This window comes from Pseudoalteromonas sp. CH_XMU1449-3, from assembly GCF_037027245.1.
GTDB classification, from domain to species: Bacteria; Pseudomonadota; Gammaproteobacteria; order Enterobacterales; family Alteromonadaceae; genus Pseudoalteromonas; species Pseudoalteromonas shioyasakiensis.
The window spans coordinates 94,929-120,811 of sequence record NZ_JAYMDY010000013.1; the positions used below are offsets into that span (position 1 = coordinate 94,929).

Below are 25,883 nucleotides of genomic sequence, written 5' to 3' on the forward strand. Positions count from 1 at the left end.
TAGTTTCCTTTTTATTATTGGTTTTTAAAAATCTAATTTCTCGATGATTTGATTAGCAACAACTTTCGCGCTTTGCTCATCAGTGCGGACAACAAAATCAGCAACTTCTTTGTATAACGGTTCGCGTTCTTCAGCTAAGCGTTCTAATACATCACGCGGTGCTTCTTCTGTTTGCAATAATGGGCGACGCTTGTCGCGCTGCGTGCGTGCAACTTGCTTTTCGATTGGTGTCTCTAGGTATACAACGATACCGCGAGCTGATAGCTTGTTACGCACTTCTTTACTGATCACAGAACCACCACCAGTAGCAAGAACAATACCTTGCATCTCAGTTAGGTCTGAAATTACAGTTTCTTCACGAAGTCGAAAGCCCTCTTCACCCTCAAGATCGAATACCCAAGCAATGTCTGCTCCAGTACGACGCTCGATCTCTTGATCTGAATCGAAAAATTCAAGGTGTAATTGGTCAGCAATGTGACGACCAATTGTGCTTTTGCCAGCCCCCATAGGGCCCACTAGAAATATATTACGTTTCTCAGCCATATCTTTTTAGTACAAACGAACTCTAAAATTTGAAATAAAACCCCGCCTAACGACCTGGCCCCAAAATTAAGGAGGGGATTATCTCAGTAATTGCTTGGGTATTTCAAGTCAATTAGCATAAAAAGCTAGATAACGAGCAATTAAACATGCTAATTGCTCGTTGCTTAAGAAAAAATCACTTAATCGATTTGAATTTTTGGTGTTACAAAGATTAACAGCTCTTTCTTCTCGTTAAATTCACTCGTACTTTTGAACAATACTCCTAAGTAAGGAATATCGCCTAACAGAGGTACTTTCTTAGTTGAGTTAACGATTTGCTGTTGGAAGATACCACCAAGCACCACAGTTTGGCCATTTTCTACTAATACCTGAGTTTGAATTTCTTGGGTATTAATTGCTACAGCAGAACCTGTTGGTGTTTGTACTGTATCACCACGCGTGTCTTGCGTGATAACGAGATCTAAAATCACTTTGTTATCAGGGGTGATATGTGGCGTTACTTCTAAGCTCAATACTGCTTTTTTGAAGGTTACTGTCGTTGCACCACTTGATGCTGCTTCAACGTAAGGGATCTCAGTACCTTGCTCAATACGGGCTTTTTGTTGGTTAGCCGTCGTAATACGAGGACTTGCGATAATCTCACCACGGTTTTCTTCTTCAAGGGCACTTAACTCTAAATCTAATATTGTGCCGTTAGCTAATTTAGCTACTTGAACACCAATACTACCCGCTGGGCTAGAAACCGGTAAGTTAACATTTAAGCGGTCAGAAATACTTGGGATATTATCGTAAGAGCCAGCACCAAACATGCCACCAGCGCCCTCTAATGTGCCAGAGATAGCACCGTCGCTACCTACATCGCTTATACCCCAGCGCACACCTAAGTCTTCTTGCACATTATCATTCACTGTTACCATGCGTGATTCAATCACCACTTGCTTAACAGGAATATCTAAGGTTTCCACCATACGGCGCACGCTTTCAATGCTTTTCGCTGTATCTTTGATAAGTAAGGTATTAGTACGTTTATCAACAGACACACTGCCTCGCGCAGAAATAATGCTGTTGGTGTCTGTTTTCAATAAGTCAGCAAACTCTTCTGCTTTAGCATAGTTAAGGCGGATATATTCACTGTAAAGTGGCTCTAAATCCTCAACTTGCTGTTTTGCCTTAAGCTCTTTTGCTTCACGTGCGGCAAGCTCTTCTGATGGTGCAACCATCAAAATAGTACCGTCCATGCGCTTATCAAGACCTTTAATTTTAAGCACAACATCAAGTGCCTGATCCCAAGGAACACCATCTAAACGCAATGTGATATTGCCTGTAACTGAGTCACTGGTTACTAAATTAAACTCGTTATAGCCCGCAATAATCTGTAGCACAGAGCGAATTGGAATATCTTGGAAGTTAAGGCTCATTGGGCGACCTTGATATTCAATACCGCCTTCGAGGTAGGCACGCTGTGTATCATCTTTTTCAACAGTTAGCGTAAAGATATTTTCAATTTGTTGGTGAGTAAACTTAAACGCTGCATTTGGCTCAACCACAATGCGCGTCATATTACCTTCTTTGAAGGTTTCGATGTTACTTACAACCGTACCAAAATCCATCACATCTAATTGATACAATAAGTCGTCTAAAATATCAGTGTGGTGGAACTCAGCAATAATTTTGCCGCCACTCTCATGAACATCAATTGCTGCTTGCGTATCTTGTAAAAAAACTAACAGGCGAGCTTCGCCTTTCTCACCACGGCGAAAATCAATCGACTGTACTGTATTAATAAAGTTGCTAGACGCTGTCAGTCCATCCGCTGAATCATCCGTTGCGATTGGGTTATCTGAAACATGCAAAGTAACGATATTGTCTTTCGCCATTGTTTTATAAATTTTTAGCTTATCTAACGTTACAACAACTTTTAAACCGTCTGCGGTCAAGGTGCTGGTTACATGCTGGATACCTGCTTGGTTAACTGGCACATCACGCACTTCATTATCAACACCTACATTGCTGAAAAGCATTTCAATACGAGCAGGGGCGTTATATACCTGAACTTTTGGTTCAAATGTTAGCGCTTCATCAAATACTAGCTGTAATTGTGTTTCGCCTTTCATTAGCGGGTTATAACGTACGTCATACAGTAAAGGGGCAGCGATTGCTGTCTGCGTCAAAATTAAGGCTAATGCAGCTAACATGAATTTATGCATGTGTTTTAACCAAGCCATTCCTTTATGCATCTTCTTTTTACCTTTCATAAGATTAACTTGCACCATTTGTTTCCGCCTCTAACATTTCTAGCTTAGTCAGGCGCTCTTTCCAACAACCAGCCCCATCCGGGATTAATTCTAATAATTCTATATAATTGTCGTGCACTTGTTTAATTTCACCATGATACAAACCAATATAATTACCTACAGTAACTCGATAAAGCGTATCGTCTGCAGCTTTTATCAGCGCCCACGTATTACCAACACGGCCAATAGTTCCTTGCATAACAAGGTTATCTAGCGGGTATTTTTCAAGTGGTTGACGAACACGATCAGGGTCTGGGTGTAAGCAGTTTTTAACTTGCACTAAATTGCTCTGAATAATTTCCGGTTTAGGCGCCACAAATGGACTACGTAATTTTCCGGCATTATAAGCAAAGTGCTCGAACTTAGTGATCTCAGGAATCGGCTCAACTTTAGGTGTTGTACTTGCTTTAACTTGATCAATAAACTCTTTTTGTTCTGAAGTATCATCATTACACGCGCTAAGTACAAGTGTCATGGCAATAATTAAGGGAAGCTTTTTCATTTTTTAGTGCCCCCTTCATATCGATAAGTCTTAGCAACAACACTAAAAGTGAGTTCATTATTGCCGAGAGTTTGGATTGTAAAATCATGCAAACTTACAATTCGCGGTAACTGAGCAACTTTACCAACAAATTCACCAAATTCATGGTACGTCCCGACGACTTCTATTTTAATTGGCAGCTCTGTATAAAACTCTTTTTCAACTTCAGGTAACCAGCCAATTTTCAAAAATGTCAAACCACTAGTAGTGCCAACGTAAGATAAGTCGTCTAACAAACCAGGTGTCTCGTTCGAGGTTGGTAAGCGCTTTAATAGCTGCGAGAACTTATCTTCCATCTCAACCATTTGCTGGCGATAAATCTCTAAATTACTCGCAATAGCATATTTTGCTTTATATGTTTGGCGTAGCTCAGTTTCTTTGGCTACGGCACTGTGATAACTGGCGATTTCGTCAGAAACTAATAAGCTGTAACTAAAGTATAAAACCAGCGCAGCCACAAACGCACAGCACAGAGCTTTAACAGCAATAGGCCAATCGCCCATGTTTTCAAGCTCAATTTCATTCCAATCTATGTCTGTTAACGCTTTGATATCAAGGTTCATTGCGTGCCTCACCTATCTGATCAAATGGTTTAACGTAAAAATCCATATTAAAGTCACTCAATAATCTTGAGGTTTGTTCACCTGCGACAATACCTTGCATAATAGGTCGTTCTAATAAATATGAGCTCTGAACTTGACGCAGCATGGTAGATAAACGGTTATTTGATTCACTGCGACCAATTACATGAATGCGGTCATCACGACGTTCAAGTTTCGTTAAATAAACCCCAGCAGGAACAATCTTGGCGACTTCATCCATGATTTGTGTACCTAGGTTACGGTTACTTTGTAGCTCTTCGATTAGACGCATACGCTGTTGTAAGTTTTCTTTTTTCTTATCAAGTTCGTTAATTTCACGAATACGTTGGTTCAATAAAGCGATTTCTGTATTCAAAAAGTTATTTTTTACATTTTGCCCATCGCGTAATCCGCCATAAAAAGAACTTAGTAAATACATACTTAAGAAGCTAATAACAACAACACCAAACAACACAGTGACGAACTTATTTTGTGAGTCTTTTCTTTGTTGTTCGCGCCAAGGCAGCAGATTTATATGTGGCATGATGAAAAGCTCCTTAATGCCAATCCTGTGGCTATCGCAAATTGAGTGCGGTGACGCTGCAACATATTGCGATCAATCTTTGGCGAAATTTCAATGTTAGCAAATGGCTCTGCAACAACAGTGTGAATGCCTAGCTCTTCAATTAGGAGCCTATCTAAGCCTTCGATCATAGCAGTGCCGCCAGTCAGGACAATGTAATCAACTTGATCTTTACCACTGGTTGTTAAGAACATCTGCACTGCACGACGAACTTGTTGCAATAATGAAGTTTGGAATGGGGCTAAAACTTCGAAGGTATAATTTGGTGGTAAATCACCTGTAGTTTTACCAATTTCAGCTTCATCAAAGCTTTTGTTGTAATACGCAACAATGCTATTGGTATACTGGTCGCCACCAAATACTTGGTCACGGGTGTAAATTGTTTCACCTTCTTGTACAACGCTAACAAGCATCAGCACAGCACCAATATCAACCACAGCGACACATTTATTGTATGCATCACTAGGTAATTGTTGATAATACACATCCATTGCTCGACTTAGCGCATAAGTTTCTACATCGACAACCGCAGCTTTTAAGTTGGCTGTTTCAAGAGCACCAACTCGCGCTTGCACACTTTCAGTTCGCGCAGCAGAGAGAAGAACATTCACTTTACTTGGATCAGCTTCATTGATGGCAAGTTTTTCAAAATCGATATTTACTTCATCAAGTGGATATGGGATTAAACTATCAGCTTCGATGGCAATTTGTGACTCTAATTCAGCATCTGTTAATGATACATCCATAAAAATCACTTTCGTAATTACAGTTTGACCTGAAACAGCTACTGCTGCGGTTTGCACTGATTTAGGAATTTTTCTTTTTAGTTTAGCGATAACATTACCTATCGCTTCTATGTCTTGAATAGAACGCTCAGACATAGCGCCTTTAGGCATAGGTTCAATAGCTAACGCTTCAAGCCGCAAACCTGCGTCTGTCTCTTGCAACAACACTGCTTTTATACAGTGCGATCCGATGTCGATTCCTACCATCATAGATGAAGGCTTTTTAAATAGCTGACTTAGCATGTTTGCAACTTGGCCTTTGTTTTAATAATAAACAAGTTATAATTTTTATCTGAAAAAATATTATTCATTTTTTAATCAATATATACTAGCAGTCTCCGATTCTAATTGGGAGTCCATTTAGGGAAAATATAAGTGATTTTATTAAAGCGAACTTTACAATTTATTATCATCTGCTCATTTTTAGGACTAATCACTTTAGTTGGTCTATACTATTACGTTAAACCTGATATTCCTAGCGTACAGGTTCTAAAAGACGTTCAATTACAGACACCTATGCAGGTATTCTCACGTGATGGATTATTGATTAACCAATTCGGTGAAAAACGCCGCATTCCCGTTACAATAGACCAAATCCCCCAACCATTAATCGATGCAATTTTAGCAACAGAAGATAACCGTTTTTACGAGCATATTGGTATCGATCCAATTGGTATCGTACGTTCAGCCATTGTACTCATATCTACAGGCGAAAAGAAACAAGGCGCAAGTACTATAACCATGCAGCTTGCCCGTAACTTCTTCTTAACTAGAGAAAAAGCATACATTCGTAAGGTCAAAGAGATCTTCATCGCTTTACATATTGAAAGTATATTAAGTAAAGACGAAATCCTCGAATTATATTTAAATAAAATTGAATTAGGTAACCGCGCTTTTGGTATTGGTGCAGCAGCACAAGTTTACTACGGCAAAGACCTCAATGAGCTTACTTTAGCGCAAATGGCGATGATCGCTGGCTTACCTAAAGCTCCTTCAGCCCTTAACCCTATTCGCAACCCTGTACGCGCAAAGGCACGTCGCAACGTTGTACTAGGCCGTATGTATACCGAAAAGTATATTACACAGAGTGAATACGAAGAGGCTATCAATGCACCAATTACAGCTAAATTCCATGGTGCAGAAATTGAAGTGTACGCCCCTTATATCTCTGAGATGGTGCGTGCTGAAATGGTTGAACGCTATGGTCATGAGCGTGCTTACAATACTGGTTTTAAAGTTTACACCAGTGTTGATTCAAATATTCAGCAAGCTGCACAAGATGCCATTGTTGATAATCTACACGCTTACGACATGCGCCATGGCTACCGTGGTGCTACGGCTCAGTTATGGGACAGTGAAAACGAAAGTCCACTTAACCAAGAAGAGATCTTATCTAAATTAAAAGATGTCAAAGAGTTTGGTCCACTATTAGCTGGTGTTGTCACTAATGTCGCAGAGCAATCAATTGATGTGCTATTAAAAAGCGGCGAACAAGTGACGGTTGAGTGGGATGGTCTAAAATGGGCACGCAAATATATTACCCGTTACCGTCAAAGTTTCGCACCAAAAACGGCTACTGAAATTTTATCAGCGGGAGCGCAAATTTGGCTGCGTAAAAATGCAGATGAAAGCTACATTCTTAGCCAAGTGCCAGAAGCATCGAGCGCACTTGTTTCACTTGACCCACAAGATGGTCGTATTAAAGCCATTGTCGGTGGTTACAGCTTTGAACAAAGCCAATACAATCGCGCAGTTCAAGCTAAACGCCAGGTTGGTTCAAATATCAAGCCATTTATTTATTCAGCAGCACTTGAAAACGGCTACACACTCGCTTCAATTCTTAACGATGCACCAATTAATCAATGGGATAAAAGTCAAGGTGTAGCATGGCGCCCTAAGAATAGCCCGGCGGTTTATAATGGCCCTATCCGAATTCGCCGTGCACTCGCTCAATCGAAAAACGTAATTTCTGTCCGTTTACTACGTGGTGTAGGTCTTGAACGTACTGCAGATCACTTACTTAAGTTTGGTTTTTTAAATAGTGATATTAATCGTAGCGAGTCATTGGCCCTAGGTAGTGCCTCAATCACTCCTCTTGAACTAGCTCGCGGGATGAGTACTTTCGCCAATGGCGGCCACTTAATTACCCCTTACTTTATTTCTGAAATTCAGGATTCTGCTGGTAATGTGTTATTCAAAACAGAGCCAGAACTGGCCTGTGATGAACCAGAGCAAGTTGTTACACCAGAGTTTGCATCATTAGATGATAACCAATTGGATCAAGCACAAAGTGTGAGCACGCCACGTTGTGCTCCGCGTATCATTTCAAAGCAAAATGCATTCTTAATTTCGCAAGCTATGCACAGCGCAATTTGGGGTGGTGGTAGCTGGACTCACAAAACAGGCTGGAGTGGTACAGGTTGGCGTGCACAGGCCCTTGACCGTCGTGATCTAGCAGGTAAAACAGGTACCACCAATGACTCGGTTGATACCTGGTTCAGTGGCTTTAACCGCAATGTGATGACCTCGGTATGGGTTGGTTTTGATAACCCTGGAAAAGCCCTTGGCCGTTCGACCTACAATAGTAACCTCGATAAGTCACAAATCTCTGGTGCAGAATCGGGTGCTAAAACCGCGCAACCTGCATGGGTCGACTTTATGCGTGCGGCTCTTGATGGCATGCCAGAAGCACCTATTGAGTTTCCTGAAGGTTTGGTATCGGTTCGTATCGACTTAGCAACAGGTCTTTTAAGCCATAAGAATGACTATACCAGTCGTTTTGAATACTTTATCAAAGGAACAGCACCAACCAAGTACGTACTTGATCAACCAACAGACGTATTTGAAGAAAAGCTCACCACAGAGGAAGAGTTGTTCTAAATAACTAAGTTGCTATAAGACATAAAAAAGCGCCCTTCTGGGCGCTTTTTGCTTAGCTATTTAAACTAAGATCAGCAAAATTATTTTAGGTTATTTACCAGCCAATATAGGTCTGAATGAACCCCAGCCGCAGTGACTTCTTTACCCGCTCCAGGGCCTTGGATCACTAATGCATTATCTGTATACCACTGTGAATTGATCACAAAAATGTTATCGCCCGGTTTAAGGCTGGCTAATACATCATCTTTGCCAACATTGACTAAACCAACTTGAGCCTGAACCTTACCATCAACGAGTGTAATAGCACCGGTGTAGCGCACTACTTTATCTTCAGCTGCAGCTTGCGCTGCTTTTTCTGTCATGAATTCATCGAGTAGCTGTTTGTTTGCAAGAAAATCTTGCCAGCTACCTGCTGCAAGCTGTTCAGGCATAAGTGGTGTCAAAGCAATATCATCTAGCTCTAAATCAAGGCCTAGATCACGCGCTAAAATCAGTAGTTTACGCTGCATATCACGGCCAGATAAATCTTCACGAGGATCTGGCTCTGTATAGCCCATTTGCTGAGCTTGGAGCACTAAATCTGAAAACGGCACGCTGCCATCGTAACTGCTACATAACCACGATAAAGTACCCGAGAATACCCCTTCAATACGGTTAATGCTGTCTCCGCTATTTTGCAAATCAGCTAAAGCAAAGTTAATCGGTAAACCTGCGCCCACACTGGTGTTATAACGCCACAACAAGTTTCGCTCAGCCAAATTAGTGCGTAGGTTTTGATACCAGCTATTTTCTGCGGTACCCGCATATTTGTTTGCACTGATCAAATGACAGTTAAGCTCTACAAAGTCAGGATATAACTGACTGAAAGCCTCACTGGCAGTGATATCAATCACCACTTTGTGCTCATAATCTAGCTCATTGATACGTGCTAATAACTCAGCTTTGTCGTAGCTTTGCGCTTCATTATGCCACTGCTCTTGCCATGTTTCGGTATTTAAACCACTAGCACTAAAAAGCATTTGCTTAGAGCGTAAAAGAGCTACTACTTTTACTTTGTACTGAGCAGATAAACGAGCAAACTGAGCTTGTAGTTGCGATAAAAACACTTCGCCTACATTACCAAGGCCGGCAACAATAATAGCAAGCTCTTGGCCTTTATTTACCAGCTTGTCATGTAGAAGAGTTAAAACATCACTATCAATTGCCTGATCGTTTAAGATCAACACATAGTTATCGTCTTGTTGTACAAAACGAGGATGAATGCTTTGCTCTTTTAAAAGCGCTGTTGCTTGCTCTGTCAGCGCAATTACATCAGCCGTTGGTGCAACCACTGCACAACCACTTAAATTAGACTCGACAATATTGGCACGGCCCGCTAAGTGGCTTACAACTTGGTGAGTGCTTTGACCTGGCACTAATAAGTACGTATCGCCATCTTTAGTAAAGTGGTGCAGGCTGTGTTGAATTAATTGACTAAGCTCACCGACTTCACCACCGCTTAGTTTATCAACCCGTAATAAATCGATGTTATCTAAGGTAGTAATAAAACGCTTTGCTTTACTGTAACCTTCTTTGACTACTTCGGTTGGCGTTGCATCGCAATCAAAGCTACTTCTTACCACTAATTTGATTTCTGTGTCTTTTAACGGCGACAGGGTTTTTGCATGCAATACTGGGTTACCTAAACGCGCTAATAAGTTAGCTTGCTCGCGGCACACCTTGGCATACTTAACTGCATTTTTAACTTTACGAGGGTCAGTACTAAATACACCTTGTGTGTCTGTCCAGATAGACACTTGCTTGGCAAAAGTATAACTCGCTAACAAGGTGGCACTGTAATCACTGCCATTTCGGCCTAATGTCACCGTATTACCTTGGCAATCTGCTGCTATAAAACCCGTTACTACGTTGATATGTGTTCTGCTAATCGCATCACTGCATTGCTGTTGGTTTTTTTGATGTAAAAGCTGACCATCATTTAGAGTAAATAACTGCCTTGCATCAACATCTTGCGCATCAACACCTAACTGATTTAGGTAAGCGGCCAATAACCGCGCCGACCACACTTCACCATGAGCAAGTAAAGGGGCTTCAAGTAACTGCTGCTGACTAATTAATTCATTTAATACAGCAAGTTCATCTTTTAACTGTGCCAACGCCTGTTGTTTATTCTGCCCTGTAAGTAGCTGCTCTATAAGCGCACGTTGATTATTATCAATAAGCAATAGAATATCGCTAACAGCTTGGCTATCTTGCTGCTGGTAACTTTGCCAAAGCTTTACTAGGGTATCGGTTGTTTTACCCGATGCCGACACAACGATGCAATCGCCCTGCTCAGTATTCGCAAGAACAATGTTCGCTACCGCATGGTATCGATCTGCCGAGCTTAAGCTTGAGCCACCAAATTTATGAACAATATTTACCATTTCTTCTACCACAATGCCGTATGTGCTGGCGTTAACTTAAATGACGCGTTTTGCTGTGTATCTTGCTGTGCTTGCTTAGCTTCAGCTTTTGTAACTTGTTGGCCTTGACCTGGTTTTACTAAATTGAAAACACGGTCTAAATCTGCAATGAGATCTTTTACGTCTTCAATGCCTACAGAAATACGGATCAGCGTATCGCCCACACCAGCTTCAAGGCGCGCTTTAGGCTCCATGCCTGCGTGGGTCATTGTTGCAGGGTGACAAATCAAGCTTTCTACCCCACCTAGCGACTCAGCAAGGCTAAAGTCTTTAAGGCTGGTTAAAAACGCTGCGGCATCGTTAATGTCGCCTTTAATATCAAAGCTCACCATGCCACCAAAACCGCGTTGCTGTGCTTTAGCAAGCTCATGTTGTGGGTGAGAAGCAAGGCCTGGGTAGTAAACTTGGCTTACATAAGGTGAACTCTCTAAATACTCAGCAATGGCAAAGGCATTTTCTTGGTGCTGCTTTAAACGTACATTTAAAGTACGTAAACCACGAAGCGTTAAGTAGCTGTCAAATGGTGCACCAGTAATACCGATATTATTCGCCCACCAAGCAAGCTCATCGCCTAGCTCTTGCGTTGCAGCAATCACTGCACCGCCCACTACATCAGAGTGACCATTGATGTATTTAGTGGTTGAGTGCACAACAATATCAACACCAAACTCAATGGGGTTTTGTAATGCAGGTGATAAGAAGGTGTTGTCAGCCGCAACCAAAGCACCACACTGCTTAGCAATACTAGTAATTGCTTTAATATCTGTTAAACGCAAGATTGGGTTACTTGGCGTTTCAATCCAAATCAACTTAGGTTTAATCGCTAAAATTTCTTGGAGATTTTCAGTTTTAGTTAAATCCAAAACTTTTAGTTTTAACAGGCCACGTTTTTCAAGCGAGGTGAATAAACGGTAACTACCGCCATAACAGTCATGTGGGATCACTAACGTATCGTCACTGTTTAATAGCTGAGTGGCTAAATGCACAGCAGACATACCTGTTGCAGTTATAATACCTCTAGCACCACCTTCAAGCTCAGCTAAGGTTTCAGCTAAAATATCGCGATTTGGATTACCGCTACGACCATAGTCATACTGGCGCTTAGTATCAAAATCAGCAAATGAATAGGTGGTTGATAAGTAAATTGGCGGTACAACCGCACCATGATGTTTATCGGCTTCGATGCCGTGACGAACAGCAATCGTCGCTTTATTTTTTTCGCTCATTTCATCACCTATTCTTAAATTGGATGTTTAGACGTCTAAAAGGTTAGATGATCAAATATGAGAAGTCAAAGCATTTATGGCTTACACATAGAAGTTTATACATTTACACCACTAGATGGCTAAATAACTAGTATTTGACTATCTTTTTTAAAGAGATAGAATTTCCGCATCTTGCGCTGTGAATAAGGCGTAAATCACTGACAACCGAGGCAACGAAACAACTTATGGCTAAATGGAACGGTGAATACATTCACCCATATGCAGAACACGGTAAAAAATCAGAACAAGTAAAAAAGATTACCGTATCAATCCCACTTAACGTATTAAAAGTATTAACTGACGAGCGTACACGCCGCCAGATCAATAACCTGCGCCATGCGACGAATAGTGAGTTATTGTGTGAAGCTTTCTTACATGCTTTTACAGGTCAACCATTACCAAATGATGACGACCTACGTAAAGACAACCCTGAAAAGGTACCTGAAGAAGTTAAAAGAATTATGCAAGAAATGGGATTAGATATCCCAGTGCTTGATTCAGAATAAGTATTTCGGCCATCGGATCACCGCCGATAATCGCAGATATAAAAAAACTCAGCCTAGGCTGAGTTTTTTATTGCGCGTTATACCTAATAGCTAATTAAGCTTAACGCATGTAATCTTCTGGCATGTCGATTTGCGCCACACCCGACTCTACTGCTGCTTCAGCAACAGCACGTGCAATACGTGGTAATAAACGCGGATCCATAGGCTTAGGAATGATGTACTCGGCACCAAACTCAAGTGACTCAACGCCAGCTGCTTTTAATACTTCACTTGGTACAGGCTCTTTCGCGATGCCGCGAATAGCATGAACTGCAGCAATTTTCATTTCATCATTAATTGCCGTTGCACGAACATCTAACGCACCACGGAAAATGAATGGGAAACAAAGCACATTATTTACTTGGTTAGGGAAATCTGAACGACCCGTTGCCATAATTAAATCGTTACGCGCACTGTGTGCAACTTCTGGAGCAATCTCAGGATCTGGGTTTGAACATGCAAACACCACTGGCTTATCAGCCATCAGCTTAAGATCATCTGCAGTTAACAGGTTAGGACCTGATACACCAACGAATACGTCAGCATCAGCAATAACATCTTGTAATGTACGCTTATCGGTATTGTTAGCAAATAATTGCTTATACTCGTTTAAGTCATCACGACGTGTATGGATCACACCTTTACGGTCAAGCATATAAATGTGTTCACGCAGTGCGCCACACTTAATTAAAAGCTCCATACAAGCAACAGCAGCAGCACCGGCACCTAAACATACGATGATGGCATCTTCGATGTCTTTACCTTGCACTTCAAGGGCGTTAAGCATACCAGCAGCAGTTACAATAGCTGTACCATGTTGGTCATCGTGGAAAACTGGAATATCACAGCGCTCGATAAGTGCTTTTTCGATTTCAAAACACTCAGGCGCTTTAATATCTTCAAGGTTGATACCACCAAACGTATCAGCGATGTTAGCAACCGTATTAATGAAATCTTCTGTTGTGCGGTGTTTAACTTCAATATCAATTGAATCAAGACCAGCAAAACGTTTGAATAGTAACGCTTTACCTTCCATTACAGGTTTTGATGCAAGCGGACCTAAGTTACCTAAACCTAAAATTGCGGTACCGTTTGAAATAACTGCAACCATGTTGCCTTTGCCTGTGTATTTATAGGCATTTGCTGGATCAGCAGCAATTTCACGGACTGGTTCAGCCACACCTGGGCTATAAGCTAAAGCGAGATCGTTAACCGTTTCGGCTGGCTTGGTTAGTTCAACACTAATTTTACCTGGAACGGGGTGAGCGTGGTAATGTAATGCTTGTTCACGAAAATCTGACATAACGCGATAGTATCCTGCAAAAAGTTAAAAAGTGAGAGAGCTTGCATCAGTACGATACCTGTAATGTATAAAAATTCCAAGTATTATCAGGTCTATCCTGTTATATGCTATATCGCTTAATTTTAAAGGATTTCCCAACAATTTCTGCGCATAGTTGCGATTAATCAGACATAAAAATTCACCTATTTATGACCTTTTAAGCACGTGTTTTTGTATTTTATACGCACGTACACTGCAATTAGCCGAAATTAGCCCCAAATAGCCATTTCAACGAAGTTCACAGCATTTACTCACAAAGTTATTTAAATTTATTATTTCTAATAACTTTTAGATACCAATACGCTTAATTAAGTAGTCTATTTTGAGGCAATGAAACCTTGTTGATAGCAAGGTAAAAATTTCGTTATTTAGTTGTGTTCTAAATCAGAAATTTTTAACGCAGGTAGCGACAGGTTTAATCCCTCAAAATGATTAAGTATTATTGCGGATTGGTATACTCATTTATACAAAAAAGAATATAGCCAAGGGGTGGCGCTTTGTCTGCAAAATTAGCGACATAATGGGCATAACAACCAGAAATAGTTATGCAAGATACATAAGTGAAGATGATAAGTAAGTGGCAGCGTTAATAATGAGTTTTGTGAATTTTAGGCATAAAAAAAGCACCCTAAGGTGCTTTTTTTAACTAAACAGCAGAGATTACTTCTTGCTGCTAAGTGCACCGAAGCGCTTGTTGAAACGATCAACACGGCCGCCAGTGTCTAAAATCTTTTGCTTACCAGTGTAAAACGGGTGACACTCAGAACATACGTCTAAGTGGATGTCTTTACAAAGAGTTGAGCTAGTTTCGAATTTGTTACCACATGAACAAGTTGCAGTGATAGCTTCGTACTTAGGGTGAATACCTTCTTTCATAGGGAACCTCTAGTTAAGGCCGTATCGCTCTCCAAACCCGAAGTCTGGCACCATACGCAGTTAATACAATTAATAGGCCGCGTATTTTATAGCTCAAGTGACCTTGCGACAAGCTTTAAATGCATCTTTCGCTAAAAAAATAATCAAGTGGGCTGTTGTTCAGTATTTGTTGGTAGGTTTTTAACAGTAATTTTAGTACATTATCTTTCTATCTTTGTTTCAGTTGAGTTGTTATGCACTTTGTAGAAGTTGCCATAAAAGTCCCTTTACAGCGTACCTTCGATTATAAAGTTGAACAGCTGCTGCATAGCCCTGAGTTAAAGCCAGGTATGCGCGTTCGCGTGCCATTTGGTAGCCAAAAAAAGGTTGCCGTGGTCTTGGCTCTTAAAACATCAACCGATGTTCCCGCTGACAAAATAAAGCCGATTATTGATGTTATAGACGACACGCCAGTGTTATCTGAGCAACACTTAGCATTACTAAAATTCACAGCACGCTACTACTGTTACCCATTGGGCGAGACTATTCATACGGCACTTCCGGCTGCATTAAGGCAAGGCGAATGCCCAGATAAAACCAGCATTAACATGGTTGAGCTAACCGATAAAGGTGCAAAGCTGCCGTCGCTGAAAGCAAAAACCCAGTTGAGTTTATTAAAACAGCTAGCCGAATCAGGCAAATCATCGGTTACAGAATTAAAAGCACTCGGATTTACCAAAAAAACCATCGACAGTCTGCTTGATAAAGAACTGATCACTCAGTTTATTGAACATGATAACCAATGGCAGCAACGCGCGCCGACTGTTGGTAGCAAGCCGGTGCTTAATAAAGAGCAAGCTGTTGCCTGCACTAGCATTAACCAAGCTCGTGGCTTTACCAGCTTTTTGCTTGAAGGGGTTACCGGAAGTGGTAAAACCGAAGTGTATTTGCAATGCCTAGAAGAAGTACTAAAAAAAGGTCAGCAAGCCTTAGTATTAGTGCCTGAAATTGGCTTAACACCCCAAACAGTCAACCGTTTTCGTCGTCGCTTTCCTGATACTCCGATTATGCTATGGCACTCAGCTCTAACAGATAACGAACGCTTACAGACCTGGCGTTTTTGTGAAAAAGGCAGCTGCGCCATAGTGATCGGCACACGTTCGAGTATTTTCTTACCTTTTTTATCACTTGGCATGATCATCGTTGATGAAGAGCACGACAGCTCGTTTAAGCAACAAGATACATTGCGCTATCATGCTAGAGACCTAGCCGCTTATAGAGCATACCAGCATAATATTCCTCTGGTTTTAGGTAGTGCCACACCGGCACTTGAGACCTTACATAAAGCAATTAATAACAAATATCAGCTGTTGAGCCTCACTGAGCGTGCTCAAACCAGCACCGATAACCAGTTCCACTTAATGGATATGAAAGGTCAGCCTGAGCAAGCAGGGATTGCCCATGCTAGCCTTGCCTATATGCGTCAGCATTTAGAACGTGGCAAGCAAGTGATGGTGTTTTTAAACCGTCGTGGTTTTTCGCCTACCCTCATATGCCATGAGTGTGGTTGGCTAAGTGAGTGCTCACGTTGCAGCACCAGTGCAACCTTTCATAAAGCCATTGGCCAGATGATATGTCATCACTGCGGTGAGCAACATCAGGTGCCCCATCAATGCCCTGATTGCGGCAGTACGCAGATTTTTCCAAATGGCAAAGGCACTGAGCAAATCGAAGAGTTTTTAACGCAAACCTTCCCTGACATTCCGATTAGTCGTATTGACCGAGATTCAACTCGTCGTAAAGGCAGCTTAGAAAAAGCCCTTGATGATATTAATCAAGGCGGTGCGCGCATCTTAGTTGGCACGCAAATGTTGGCAAAAGGCCACCATTTTGCCGATGTTAGCCTTGTTTTAATCCTAGATGTCGACAGTGGATTATATTCGTGTGATTTTCGCGCCACAGAGCATTTAGCGCAACTGGTTACGCAAGTGGCAGGCCGTGCTGGTCGAAGTGGTGAACCTGGGCAAGTATTATTACAAACTCACTTTCCTGAGCACCCGCTACTGCAAGACTTAGTTAATAATGGTTACCAAGATTTTGCCCGTTACGCACTCACAGAGCGAGAAGACGCGCAACTTCCGCCAATCACAAATATGGCTATGGTTCGTGCTGAAGGACATAACATAAATCAAGTGATGGATTTTTTAACTGATTTGGTTCCTGTCCAGAACGTATCTGGTATACAATTGCTCGGTCCGATACCTGCACCACTGGAACGTGTAGCAGGTAAATATCGCTTTCAGTTACATATTCAGGCGCAGGAACGCTCCCACTTACACCAATATTTAGCGCAAATGGTCGACTATATAAGTACCAGTAAATTAGCGCAAAAGGTGCGTTGGAGCTTAGATGTTGATCCTATAGATATGATTTAAAGGCCAATTAAGAGTCATGGCACAACACGATTACATAAATAAAAAACCAGCAAATCGAAATAATAAAAAACAAGCCCCGGCGAAAAAGCCCTTCCCTATTATTCTTGTTTTAATTGCGCTTATCTTAGTAGGCGGGTTTGGTTACGGCCTATGGTATATCAAACATAATGCTGATCCTGAGTTAGTAGAGCAGCAAGCAAACCCGACTAAAAAAGAAGAAGTAGTTATTCCACCACCTAAGACACCTGAATTTATCAAAGAGATTAAAGAGCACGAAGTTCAGGTTGAAGTAAAAGAGATTGAACAAAAAGGCCCATATGTAATGCAATGCGGCTCTTTTAGAACATTAGAGCAAGCACAAACATTAAAAGCTAAAATCGCTTTTGCCGGCTTAGTGGCCGAAGTTAAGAAAACACAAGGCAGCAATGGTGTTTGGTATAAAGTGCGCTTAGGCCCATACGATACCAAACGTTTAGCCGAAAGTGACAAGAATAAACTTAAACGCATCAAAATAATGGGCTGCGGAATTTGGCTTTGGACTTGATTTTAGTTCATTCACCCATATAAACACCTCATCAATCGCTTTTTACGAGCGGCCTTGCCGCTCGATGATGAGGAATAATCATGACCACTATTGTAAGTGTACGCCGCGACGACAAGGTCGTTATTGGTGGCGACGGCCAAGTTTCACTTGGTAACACCGTAATGAAGGGCAACGCCCGCAAAGTTCGACGTCTTTATAATGGCAAAGTAATCGCTGGTTTCGCTGGCGGTACTGCTGATGCCTTCACCCTTTTCGAACGATTTGAAAGCAAACTAGAAATGCACCAAGGCAACTTAACCAAAGCTGCCGTAGAAATGGCCAAAGATTGGCGTAGTGATCGCGCACTTAGAAAGCTCGAAGCACTATTAGCAGTTGCAGACGAAACTGCTTCATTAATTATCACAGGTAACGGTGATGTTGTGCAGCCAGAAAACGACCTAATTGCGATTGGCAGTGGTGGTAACTTCGCGCAATCAGCAGCCACAGCGCTACTAGAAAACACCGACCTAAGTGCACGTGACATTGTAGAGAAAAGCCTTACTATTGCAGGCAACATCTGCGTATTCACGAATAATTTCCAAACTATTGAAGAATTGTAATAGGAACTGCCATGTCTGAGATGACTCCAAGAGAAATCGTTCACGAGCTTGATCAACATATTATTGGCCAAGCTAAAGCTAAAAAAGCAGTTTCAATCGCGCTACGTAACCGCTGGCGCCGTATGCAACTGAGCGATGATTTACGTAGTGAAGTAACACCAAAAAACATTTTAATGATTGGTCCAACTGGTGTGGGTAAAACTGAAATTGCACGCCGCTTAGCTAAACTTGCTAATGCACCTTTCATTAAAGTTGAAGCAACAAAGTTCACCGAAGTGGGCTATGTTGGTAAAGAAGTAGAAACGATCATCCGCGATTTAGTTGATATCTCAATTAAAATGACGCGTGAACAGCAAACCAAAAAATTCAAACATCGCGCTGAAGAAGCGGCAGAAGAGCGTATTTTAGATGCTCTTTTACCACCAGCACGCGATACCTTTGGTGAGTCAAAAACAGAAGAGAACTCTTCTACTCGTCAATCTTTCCGTAAAAAATTACGTGAAGGTCAGTTAGACGATAAAGAAATTGATATCGATGTTGCACAAGCTCAACCTAATGTTGAGATCATGGCTCCTCCTGGTATGGAAGAAATGACCAACCAGCTTCAGAGCATGTTCCAAAACATGGGTGGCGATAAGCGCAGCAAGCGTAAGCTAAAAATCAAAGAAGCGTTCAAGCTATTAGTTGAAGAAGAAGCAGCAAAACTTGTTAACCCTGAAGAGTTAAAAGAGCAAGCTATCTTCGCAGTTGAACAAAACGGTATCGTGTTTATCGATGAGATCGATAAAATCTGTAAACGTGGTGAAGCATCTGGCCCAGATGTTAGCCGCGAAGGTGTACAGCGCGACTTACTTCCTCTAATCGAAGGTTCAACAGTAAGCACTAAACATGGCATGGTTAAAACTGACCACATGTTGTTTATCGCATCTGGCGCATTCCAAATGTCTAAACCATCAGACATGATCCCAGAGCTGCAAGGCCGTTTACCAATCCGCGTTGAGCTTGAAGCACTAAGTGCTGATGACTTTAAACGTATCTTAACTGAGCCTCATGCATCATTAACTGAGCAACAACGTGAGCTGTTAAAAACAGAGCAAGTTGAGGTTGAGTTTACTAATGATGCGATTGAACGTATCGCGAAAGCGGCTTGGCAAGTAAATGAGAAAACCGAAAACATCGGTGCCCGTCGCTTGCATACAGTGATGGAAAAACTAATGGAAGAAATTTCATTTGATGCCTCAGAAAAAGCAGGTTCAACACTAACAATTGATGCCAATTACGTTGAGCAGCATTTAGGTGCACTTGTTGAAGATGAAGACTTAAGTCGTTTCATTCTTTAATCAACAAATTAGCGTTATACTAAAAAGCCTCCATTTGGAGGCTTTTTAGTTTATAAATCGTATATTCGAGGCTCACATGAAAGAAGTCACTAAAGTGCATTATCACAGCGTTAGCAAAGTATTAGATGTTCATTTTGATGATCAGACTATTGCTCAATTTAGTGCTGAATTTTTGCGTGTTCACTCACCTTCTGCTGAAGTACAAGGTCATGGCAATGAACCAATGAAACTCGTACTTGGTAAGCAACAAGTAGGAATTAGCAAGATTGAGCCGGTTGGTCATTATGCAATTCGACTGGTGTTTAGCGATAATCACAATAGCGGTTTATTCAGCTGGCACTATTTAAGTGAGCTGCAAGCTAACCATGATGAGCTTTGGCAACAATACCAAACGAGAGTCTCTGAGCACGAGGCAAGCAAAGACAGCGTGCCTATTAAGTTTGTGCCTTAATACCTTGTCGCGGTATACACACCCAAACAACAAAAAAGCGCGATGACGACACCGTCACCGCGCTTTTTTTATATACCCAAACCACCTCAAGATGCGAGTTTCAGTTGGAATTAAAAGCGATTTAGGCAAGGCATTGATTGCAAGTAATAGTGGTTCTATTGTTCAAATCAATAACGCAGTATAAGTCGCTTTTAAACCAACCCGTTGGGCGCTTCACAGGAACTTACTCTCACCGTTGTTACTTCTTAAAAGGGACTGACTCTTGCAAAGTAACGCCTTGATATTAATCACCTGTGAAACGCTGAATTCTGCATCTTGGGGTGGCTTGGGTATCATTATTAAACTTTAAACTTATCGATTGCCTGATAAAGCACACGTGCTTGCTCAGACACCTCTTCGCTGGTTTGCGCATTAGTCGCCGCGTGTCCCGATGCTTCTTGGGCGATATCACGAATACGTACCACGTTTTTATTCACCTCAGAAGCCACTTGGCTTTGCTCATCAATTGCGGTGGCAATGTGAGTACTCATATCCATTATGGTTTGTACATCTTCGGTGATTGAGCGTAGTAACTCACCGGCTTTACTTGCCTGTGCTGCACTTTCGCCACCTTGCGTACGACATTGCTGCATAATGCTTACCACTTCTTGCGTGCGCCCTTGTAAGGTCGAAATAATGCTCTCGATCTCTTGCGTTGAATCTTGGGTGCGCTGCGCAAGTGAGCGAACTTCATCTGCTACTACCGCAAAGCCACGGCCTTGTTCACCTGCACGCGCCGCTTCAATAGCCGCATTAAGTGCCAGTAAGTTTGTTTGCTCAGCAATGCCACGAATAACATCAAGTACAGAGCCAATGGTTTCAGCGTCTTTTTCTAACTGCGACACCACGCTTGACGCATTACCGAGTGAATCAGATAAGTGGTTAATTTGCACCACCGTCGATTCAACCTCAGAACGGCCTTGCTGCGCACTTAAGTTAGTCGACTCAGCTTTTTTCGCTGCGGCTTCAGTATTGTGTGAGATATCTTGAATCGTTGCCTGCATTTCGGTGGCTGCTGTGGCAACCATATCAGCTTCGTGCAGCTGCTCTTGCATACCAGAGCTAGTTGCAGCAGTCGTTTCAGATAAATGTTCTGTTGCCACGTTAAGAGTACTTAGCGCGGTATTTACCTCGTAAATCAGCTTTTTAAAATCACTGATCAAGCTATTAAAGTCGATCGTCATTGTGGTGATTTCATCTTTACCTGATTGAGTAATCGACATACTTAAGTCGTTATTACGACGAATTTCGTTAATCGTGTGGTACACACGTTCGATAGGCTGAATAATTGAGCGGCTAGTAAAGTAAACTAATAGCATCACTAAAATGCTCGCAATAATAAACACAAGAATGGCAATCAACTGCGCACTAGCAGCACTCGATTCTACAAACTCTTTAGTTTGTGTGGTCAGTTGGCTGACAATTGCATCACTAAGCTCAACACTGCGCTTCATCTCACCAAGTGCCCCTGACTCTAAATCAAGGCCCAAGGCAACTTGTGCATCAACTAAGGCTTTAAATTTACTCTGATAAGTCGCAAGCAAACTAAGCAATTGGTTTTCGTAATTTGCATCGAACCCTGCGTTTTTAATCTCAGATCTGAAGCTAGCAACTAAATCATCAAACTTGCCCATATACTTTAAATCAAAGCGCAGCATAAAGTCTTTTTCTGCACGGCGAAGCTGTAGCATTAAAGCCAGTAATTTATAGTTTTCGCGCTCACTTAATAATGTTTCTACTTGATGCACCGCACCACGTAAATCACCATAAAGTGCATCTTTAGGGTGTAAACCTATTTTCTTTTGTAGTACCACAACTTCATTGAAGTCATCGTAATAAGTTTTCGCAAGACGTCTAAATTCATTTAGCTTAGATGAGTCCATCGACAAATCTTTCACTAACTCGTCTAGTCGCGCCATTTTATTTTTTAGCTGCGAATACTCTTTTTCAAAAAGCTCAAGGCTATCGACATCTTTGTAAAACAAAAAGTTTTTTTCATGTTTACGCATCGCAAGTTCATGAATGTCGAGCTCCTCCGCATTTTGAATTGTTTCGTTGAGCTTTAGCATCATGCGCGACTCAAAGATAATTACACACAGCATCACAATCATTGCAAGACCAACAACGAGCGCGTTTAACTGTAAACGACGCTTAATAGTTAAGTTTTGTAATACATTCATTCAAAGTGCCTTATAGAAACATGCATTTAAAGTATAGCTAAACTATTTAAAGCAGCTAATAAAAAGTGGTTAAACTTGCCGCGCATTTTCCAATATAAGGTACTTTTAAACAATCAGTTTTTGTTCTAAATCAACCTGTTGCCATAGATGTTTATGCAATTTATCCAGCTTTTCCCATTGTTTTTTTTGCAACCAATCAACCAAAGGTGCTGGATCGCTCGGAAAATTCAGTTTTTTGTTCTGTGGCGATTGCAACCAATCATCCATCGCATTGGGGTTTAAATAGCTCATCACATGGGCTGCACCCATCGACAATAGTGTCTGTGCATTAATCCCCTGCTCAAATTGTTTTCCAAGTGGTTTTAGCAATAGCTTTTTACCTAATTGTAACGCTTCACTTGCAAGTTCAAATCCGGCGTTGCCAATTACACCACCAGCATTAGCGAGATCATTTAAAAAGCCAACGCGTGAAGGCGCTCGCAAGTGAATATTTCCGATTGAACAGTCCTGGGCATCTGGGTGATAACAGTAAAACTCACGCTCAGGAAAGTCTTTAAGGTAGTCGACCACACTGTCTAAATTCTCAAAAGGTAGATACACCAACACCTTATTTTCGACCATCACCGGGTTATCATGATGATGATTTGCAATAAATGGCGGAATGATGTTTTCTGCATAAGGCTGCCAATGCACCCCTAAATAAACACTCGCTGGCGCATAGTTACGTATCAGGGCACGACGAAAGAAAGCTCGGCCAAACATCGGCACTTTATCAGATAAAAACGCCGCTTGATGGCTCATACCAATAACTGGGATACCTTGCTGTTTAGCAGCCCAAGCGGTAATCGGCTCAAAGTCATTAAACACCAAGTCATAATGACGTAAATCAAGGTTTTTTATATCTTTTATAAGCTGCAACGGGCGCGCATTTTTCAACGTTTTAAAGCTATCAACTTGCCCCGATTTGCTGGTAAACGACAAACCTCGAAAAGCTCGGTAGTCGGCAAAATCGCCCATATCAAAGTAGTCTTGCTCTTTACGACCCGAAAACACATAGTCAACATCGACGCCTAATGCTTTAAAGGTCGTTGCCATTACTCGTGCTCGAGTAATATGGCCATTACCCGTGCCTTGAATACCGTACAAAATTCTCATATAGATCCCACCACCATTACAGCTAATACTGCACAACTTGAACCCATCACTGCACCAATCACCACATCAGCAGGGTAATGCACACCAATAATCACTCTAGATGCCGCCACCCCTGATGCCCACATTAGCCACAGCACAGCAAATTCAGGAAAATAGATAGTTAAAATAGTCGCTACCACGAATGCCCCTGCACTATGCCCCGACGGTAAGCTAAATTGGTCGCTCGGCACTAAATAAGCACCTTGCACTAAGCAGTCGCAGGGTCTAACCCGCGCGATGCGCTTTTTAGCTAAAAAGTAAATAGGTCGCTCAATAGCAAAGCCCACCAATATACTCATCGCCAGTTGTTGAAAGTGCAGCTGCTCGGTGAACCACCAAAAACCAAGAAACAACACCACGTAAAGTCCGCCATCGCCGCTTTTCGAAAACCCGAGAGCTGATCTTCTAAGCCAAATTGGCGAAGCGTCGTTGAATACACTTAAAAACAGCTGTTCATCCACTTTTGCCAATTTAGTAAGTATGTTGTTTGCCATGGTGAGCTCCTTGTCATACTTTGCGTCTAATTTTTATACTCATCTCAGCTTAGGCGCTAAAAATAACAATTAGGTGACGCTTTTGAGACACTAATGTTGCGATGGAGAAATTCCTTTGATTTAAACCAATAATCCGCTATTAAGTCGTTGTTATTGAGTTGTATCAGGGTATACTGAGTACTAAACAGACAGTCTCTTTAGAGGATGAAAAAATGGATTACAGCACTTCTGATTTATGCGACCACTTTGCAGATGTGGTTGATGTGCTCGAACCAATGTTTATCAATTTTGGTGGACGCCCAAGCTTTAGTGGTCGAGTAAAAACCGTTAAATGCTTTGAAAATAACGAGCTGATCCGCGAAATATTATCAACCGATGGCACCGACAGCGTGTTATTGATTGATGGTGGTGGTTCTACCCGACGCGCCCTTATTGATATAGAGCTGGCTGAAATCGCATTAGAAAACAACTGGCAAGGCATTATCGTTTACGGTGCAATTCGCCATGTTGATGAACTTGAAGAGCTAGACTTAGGCATTCAAGCAATTGCCTCTATTCCTGTTGCTGCCGATAGTGAAGGTGCAGGTGAAGACGGCATTGGCGTTAACTTCGCAGGCGTTTCTTTCTTTGATGACGACTTTGTTTACGCTGATAGCACCGGTATTATATTATCTGCTGAAGAATTAGAGTTAGAAATAATAGAAGACTAATCTCGGTGACAAACTACCTTAAAATTTATGATGAAGCGGCGGTAAAGCACTTATGTGTCCGCCGCGCTAACGAACTTAAAGCTTGGCAAGCCCTTGCCCTTCTCGACACTCAAGTTAACGCCCCACAAGCACTCATTGATGCAAAACACTTCGGTATTCGCTATGTTTTAGTTGGCGTATGTGAAGATATTGGCCCTCGCGCTAACTTAGGTAACGGTGGCTCAGGACAAGCGTGGCAAGCATTTTTAAAGCGCTTTTTAAACCAAACGCATAACCAGTTTTTAAACCACGAACGTGTGTTGCTACTTGGCGAAGTTGCCCTTGATGACTTAAACCAACAAGCTGCTGACCTTGATAATAAAAACGACGCTGACTTAGCCAAACTACGTGAGTTATGCGCTGATATAGACACCCGCGTTGAGCAAGTGCTTGCAATGATTTTTGCAGCTGGCCTTGAGCCAATTGTAATCGGTGGCGGCCATAACAACTGCTTAGGTATTTTACGCGCCCTTAGTAAGCAACATGGCAAACCAGTCAACGCTATCAACTTAGACCCTCATGCTGACTTCAGAGAGTGTGAAGGCCGTCATAGCGGTAATGGTTTTAGATATGCGTACAGTGAAAACCACCTTGCTGACTACCATGTGATGGGTTTACACGAATTTAAAAATAACCAAGCGATTATGGATGCCCTGACAAGCGCAAACTTCACGTTTGATAGTTACCAAGATATTCAAGTACGTCGCAACGTTGATTTATCTTCAGCGTGTAAACACGCATTAGCGCAGTTTGATAATGCACCGCTTGGAGTCGAAGTCGACCTAGACAGCATTTCGTTAATGCCGGTTAGTGCTTACACCAACTGTGGCTTTAGTGTAAGTGATGCCGAACATTTTGTGCATTTAGCTGCCAGCCAAACAACTGCTCGCTACCTTCACTTATGCGAAGGCGCACCATCACAACACCCTGTAGGCTTAGATGCAGGCATGAACGACGCAGGCCAAATCATCACCGCCCTAGTGAATGCGTATTTGCAGGCGAGAGAGGCAAGTTAGAAAGTTAGAAAGTTAGAAAGTTAGAAAGTTAGAAAGTTAGAAAGTTAGAAAGTTAGAAAGTTAGAAAGTTAGAAACACTAAAATACCTAGTATCTAAGTCAAGGAATTCGCCAACTTTACTCTTGAGACTCGCTAACTTTCAATCTGATAGCTGAAAGCTCTA

22 protein-coding genes are annotated in these 25,883 nt (G+C 41.8%); 9 read left to right on the top strand and 13 right to left on the bottom strand.

Annotated elements, in window-relative coordinates; genetic code table 11:
• Positions 1–24: 24 nt before the first annotated feature.
• The 6 genes from aroK to WA256_RS15910 form a co-directional block, all read right to left on the bottom strand.
• Entirely contained in the window at positions 25–543 is a 519-nt protein-coding gene (gene aroK, locus WA256_RS15885; protein ID WP_036973192.1) for a shikimate kinase AroK, read from the bottom strand.
• A 179-nt stretch (positions 544–722) separates the two neighbouring features.
• Positions 723–2,816: a type IV pilus secretin PilQ gene (locus WA256_RS15890; RefSeq protein ID WP_082401713.1), complete on the bottom strand. Its 2,094-nt coding sequence runs from the start codon at positions 2,814–2,816 to the stop codon at positions 723–725.
• Positions 2,803–3,339, bottom strand: a complete 537-nt coding sequence (locus WA256_RS15895) for a pilus assembly protein PilP (protein WP_054563337.1) — start codon at positions 3,337–3,339, stop codon at positions 2,803–2,805. The genes WA256_RS15890 and WA256_RS15895 overlap by 14 nt, the downstream gene beginning before the upstream one ends.
• Positions 3,336–3,941, bottom strand: a complete 606-nt coding sequence (locus tag WA256_RS15900) for a type 4a pilus biogenesis protein PilO (protein WP_054563336.1) — start codon at positions 3,939–3,941, stop codon at positions 3,336–3,338. Before WA256_RS15900 ends, WA256_RS15895 begins: the two co-directional genes overlap by 4 nt.
• Positions 3,931–4,503 (bottom strand): PilN domain-containing protein, encoded by a 573-nt coding sequence (locus WA256_RS15905; RefSeq protein ID WP_055021382.1) that lies wholly within the window; start codon positions 4,501–4,503, stop codon positions 3,931–3,933. The genes WA256_RS15900 and WA256_RS15905 overlap by 11 nt, the downstream gene beginning before the upstream one ends.
• Positions 4,491–5,570, bottom strand: coding sequence for a pilus assembly protein PilM (locus WA256_RS15910; protein WP_054563334.1), 1,080 nt, complete (start codon positions 5,568–5,570; stop codon positions 4,491–4,493). Before WA256_RS15910 ends, WA256_RS15905 begins: the two co-directional genes overlap by 13 nt.
• 132 nt (positions 5,571–5,702) lie before the next feature.
• On the opposite strand from WA256_RS15910, the gene WA256_RS15915 reads away from it, so the two are divergent.
• A complete protein-coding gene (locus WA256_RS15915) occupies positions 5,703–8,207 on the top strand; it encodes a penicillin-binding protein 1A (RefSeq protein ID WP_063528766.1) in 2,505 nt (834 codons plus the stop codon).
• A gap of 80 nt (positions 8,208–8,287) precedes the next feature.
• On the opposite strand, the gene metL is transcribed toward WA256_RS15915, so the two are convergent.
• Together metL and metB are read right to left on the bottom strand one after the other, a co-directional pair.
• Positions 8,288–10,633, bottom strand: coding sequence for a bifunctional aspartate kinase/homoserine dehydrogenase II (gene metL / locus WA256_RS15920; RefSeq protein WP_269408142.1), 2,346 nt, complete (start codon positions 10,631–10,633; stop codon positions 8,288–8,290).
• Positions 10,634–10,638: 5 nt separating this feature from the next.
• Positions 10,639–11,898: a cystathionine gamma-synthase gene (gene metB / locus WA256_RS15925; RefSeq protein ID WP_055021379.1), complete on the bottom strand. Its 1,260-nt coding sequence runs from the start codon at positions 11,896–11,898 to the stop codon at positions 10,639–10,641.
• Between the two features lie 224 nt (positions 11,899–12,122).
• Here metB and metJ point away from each other — a divergent pair, with 224 nt between their 5' ends.
• Positions 12,123–12,443 carry a met regulon transcriptional regulator MetJ gene (gene metJ, locus WA256_RS15930; RefSeq protein WP_036973203.1) on the top strand — a complete coding sequence of 107 codons (321 nt, stop codon included), beginning with the start codon at positions 12,123–12,125 and terminating at the stop codon, positions 12,441–12,443.
• Between the two features lie 100 nt (positions 12,444–12,543).
• On the opposite strand, the gene WA256_RS15935 is transcribed toward metJ, so the two are convergent.
• Entirely contained in the window at positions 12,544–13,785 is a 1,242-nt protein-coding gene (locus WA256_RS15935) for a malic enzyme-like NAD(P)-binding protein (RefSeq protein WP_054552813.1), read from the bottom strand.
• 699 nt (positions 13,786–14,484) lie between these two features.
• Positions 14,485–14,700, bottom strand: coding sequence for a 50S ribosomal protein L31 (gene rpmE, locus WA256_RS15940; protein WP_036973208.1), 216 nt, complete (start codon positions 14,698–14,700; stop codon positions 14,485–14,487).
• A 233-nt stretch (positions 14,701–14,933) separates the two neighbouring features.
• On the opposite strand from rpmE, the gene priA reads away from it, so the two are divergent.
• The 5 genes from priA to WA256_RS15965 all read left to right on the top strand — a co-directional run bounded on the left by priA (position 14,934) and on the right by WA256_RS15965 (position 20,048).
• Positions 14,934–17,114: a primosomal protein N' gene (gene priA / locus WA256_RS15945; protein ID WP_250659823.1), complete on the top strand. Its 2,181-nt coding sequence runs from the start codon at positions 14,934–14,936 to the stop codon at positions 17,112–17,114.
• Between the two features lie 16 nt (positions 17,115–17,130).
• Positions 17,131–17,658, top strand: coding sequence for an SPOR domain-containing protein (locus tag WA256_RS15950; RefSeq protein ID WP_335992607.1), 528 nt, complete (start codon positions 17,131–17,133; stop codon positions 17,656–17,658).
• A gap of 80 nt (positions 17,659–17,738) precedes the next feature.
• Positions 17,739–18,257, top strand: coding sequence for an ATP-dependent protease subunit HslV (gene hslV, locus WA256_RS15955; protein ID WP_054552816.1), 519 nt, complete (start codon positions 17,739–17,741; stop codon positions 18,255–18,257).
• Between the two features lie 11 nt (positions 18,258–18,268).
• Positions 18,269–19,597 (top strand): HslU--HslV peptidase ATPase subunit, encoded by a 1,329-nt coding sequence (gene hslU / locus WA256_RS15960; RefSeq protein ID WP_335992608.1) that lies wholly within the window; start codon positions 18,269–18,271, stop codon positions 19,595–19,597.
• A gap of 76 nt (positions 19,598–19,673) precedes the next feature.
• A complete protein-coding gene (locus tag WA256_RS15965) occupies positions 19,674–20,048 on the top strand; it encodes a gamma-butyrobetaine hydroxylase-like domain-containing protein (RefSeq protein WP_055021375.1) in 375 nt (124 codons plus the stop codon).
• 338 nt (positions 20,049–20,386) lie between these two features.
• On the opposite strand, the gene WA256_RS15970 is transcribed toward WA256_RS15965, so the two are convergent.
• The 3 genes from WA256_RS15970 to WA256_RS15980 all read right to left on the bottom strand — a co-directional run bounded on the left by WA256_RS15970 (position 20,387) and on the right by WA256_RS15980 (position 23,955).
• Positions 20,387–22,267, bottom strand: a complete 1,881-nt coding sequence (locus WA256_RS15970; protein WP_335992609.1) for a methyl-accepting chemotaxis protein — start codon at positions 22,265–22,267, stop codon at positions 20,387–20,389.
• A 105-nt stretch (positions 22,268–22,372) separates the two neighbouring features.
• A complete protein-coding gene (locus WA256_RS15975) occupies positions 22,373–23,422 on the bottom strand; it encodes an MJ1255/VC2487 family glycosyltransferase (RefSeq protein WP_253109136.1) in 1,050 nt (349 codons plus the stop codon).
• The gene (locus WA256_RS15980) at positions 23,419–23,955 is read right to left on the bottom strand and encodes a phosphatase PAP2 family protein (RefSeq protein ID WP_058583858.1); all 537 of its coding nucleotides are present in this window, start codon (positions 23,953–23,955) and stop codon (positions 23,419–23,421) included. The genes WA256_RS15975 and WA256_RS15980 overlap by 4 nt, the downstream gene beginning before the upstream one ends.
• Before the next feature lie 212 nt (positions 23,956–24,167).
• Between WA256_RS15980 and rraA the strand changes: the two genes are divergently transcribed.
• A complete protein-coding gene (gene rraA, locus WA256_RS15985; protein WP_054552822.1) occupies positions 24,168–24,665 on the top strand; it encodes a ribonuclease E activity regulator RraA in 498 nt (165 codons plus the stop codon).
• A 5-nt stretch (positions 24,666–24,670) separates the two neighbouring features.
• Complete coding sequence (locus tag WA256_RS15990) at positions 24,671–25,720, top strand: formimidoylglutamase (protein WP_253109138.1); 1,050 nt, start codon at positions 24,671–24,673, stop codon at positions 25,718–25,720.
• Positions 25,721–25,883: the final 163 nt, after the last annotated feature.

Bases quoted from the DNA above. Each gene is read 5' to 3' on its own strand.
- aroK (WP_036973192.1), bottom strand. From the start codon at position 543: ATGGCTGAGAAACGTAATATATTTCTAGTGGGCCCTATGGGGGCTGGC.
- WA256_RS15890 (WP_082401713.1), bottom strand. From the start codon at position 2,816: ATGGTGCAAGTTAATCTTATGAAAGGTAAAAAGAAGATGCATAAAGGA.
- WA256_RS15895 (WP_054563337.1), bottom strand. From the start codon at position 3,339: ATGAAAAAGCTTCCCTTAATTATTGCCATGACACTTGTACTTAGCGCG.
- WA256_RS15900 (WP_054563336.1), bottom strand. From the start codon at position 3,941: ATGAACCTTGATATCAAAGCGTTAACAGACATAGATTGGAATGAAATT.
- WA256_RS15905 (WP_055021382.1), bottom strand. From the start codon at position 4,503: ATGCCACATATAAATCTGCTGCCTTGGCGCGAACAACAAAGAAAAGAC.
- WA256_RS15910 (WP_054563334.1), bottom strand. From the start codon at position 5,570: ATGCTAAGTCAGCTATTTAAAAAGCCTTCATCTATGATGGTAGGAATC.
- metL (WP_269408142.1), bottom strand. From the start codon at position 10,633: ATGGTAAATATTGTTCATAAATTTGGTGGCTCAAGCTTAAGCTCGGCA.
- metB (WP_055021379.1), bottom strand. From the start codon at position 11,898: ATGAGCGAAAAAAATAAAGCGACGATTGCTGTTCGTCACGGCATCGAA.
- metJ (WP_036973203.1), top strand. From the start codon at position 12,123: ATGGCTAAATGGAACGGTGAATACATTCACCCATATGCAGAACACGGT.
- WA256_RS15935 (WP_054552813.1), bottom strand. From the start codon at position 13,785: ATGTCAGATTTTCGTGAACAAGCATTACATTACCACGCTCACCCCGTT.
- rpmE (WP_036973208.1), bottom strand. From the start codon at position 14,700: ATGAAAGAAGGTATTCACCCTAAGTACGAAGCTATCACTGCAACTTGT.
- priA (WP_250659823.1), top strand. From the start codon at position 14,934: ATGCACTTTGTAGAAGTTGCCATAAAAGTCCCTTTACAGCGTACCTTC.
- WA256_RS15950 (WP_335992607.1), top strand. From the start codon at position 17,131: ATGGCACAACACGATTACATAAATAAAAAACCAGCAAATCGAAATAAT.
- hslV (WP_054552816.1), top strand. From the start codon at position 17,739: ATGACCACTATTGTAAGTGTACGCCGCGACGACAAGGTCGTTATTGGT.
- hslU (WP_335992608.1), top strand. From the start codon at position 18,269: ATGTCTGAGATGACTCCAAGAGAAATCGTTCACGAGCTTGATCAACAT.
- WA256_RS15965 (WP_055021375.1), top strand. From the start codon at position 19,674: ATGAAAGAAGTCACTAAAGTGCATTATCACAGCGTTAGCAAAGTATTA.
- WA256_RS15970 (WP_335992609.1), bottom strand. From the start codon at position 22,267: ATGAATGTATTACAAAACTTAACTATTAAGCGTCGTTTACAGTTAAAC.
- WA256_RS15975 (WP_253109136.1), bottom strand. From the start codon at position 23,422: ATGAGAATTTTGTACGGTATTCAAGGCACGGGTAATGGCCATATTACT.
- WA256_RS15980 (WP_058583858.1), bottom strand. From the start codon at position 23,955: ATGGCAAACAACATACTTACTAAATTGGCAAAAGTGGATGAACAGCTG.
- rraA (WP_054552822.1), top strand. From the start codon at position 24,168: ATGGATTACAGCACTTCTGATTTATGCGACCACTTTGCAGATGTGGTT.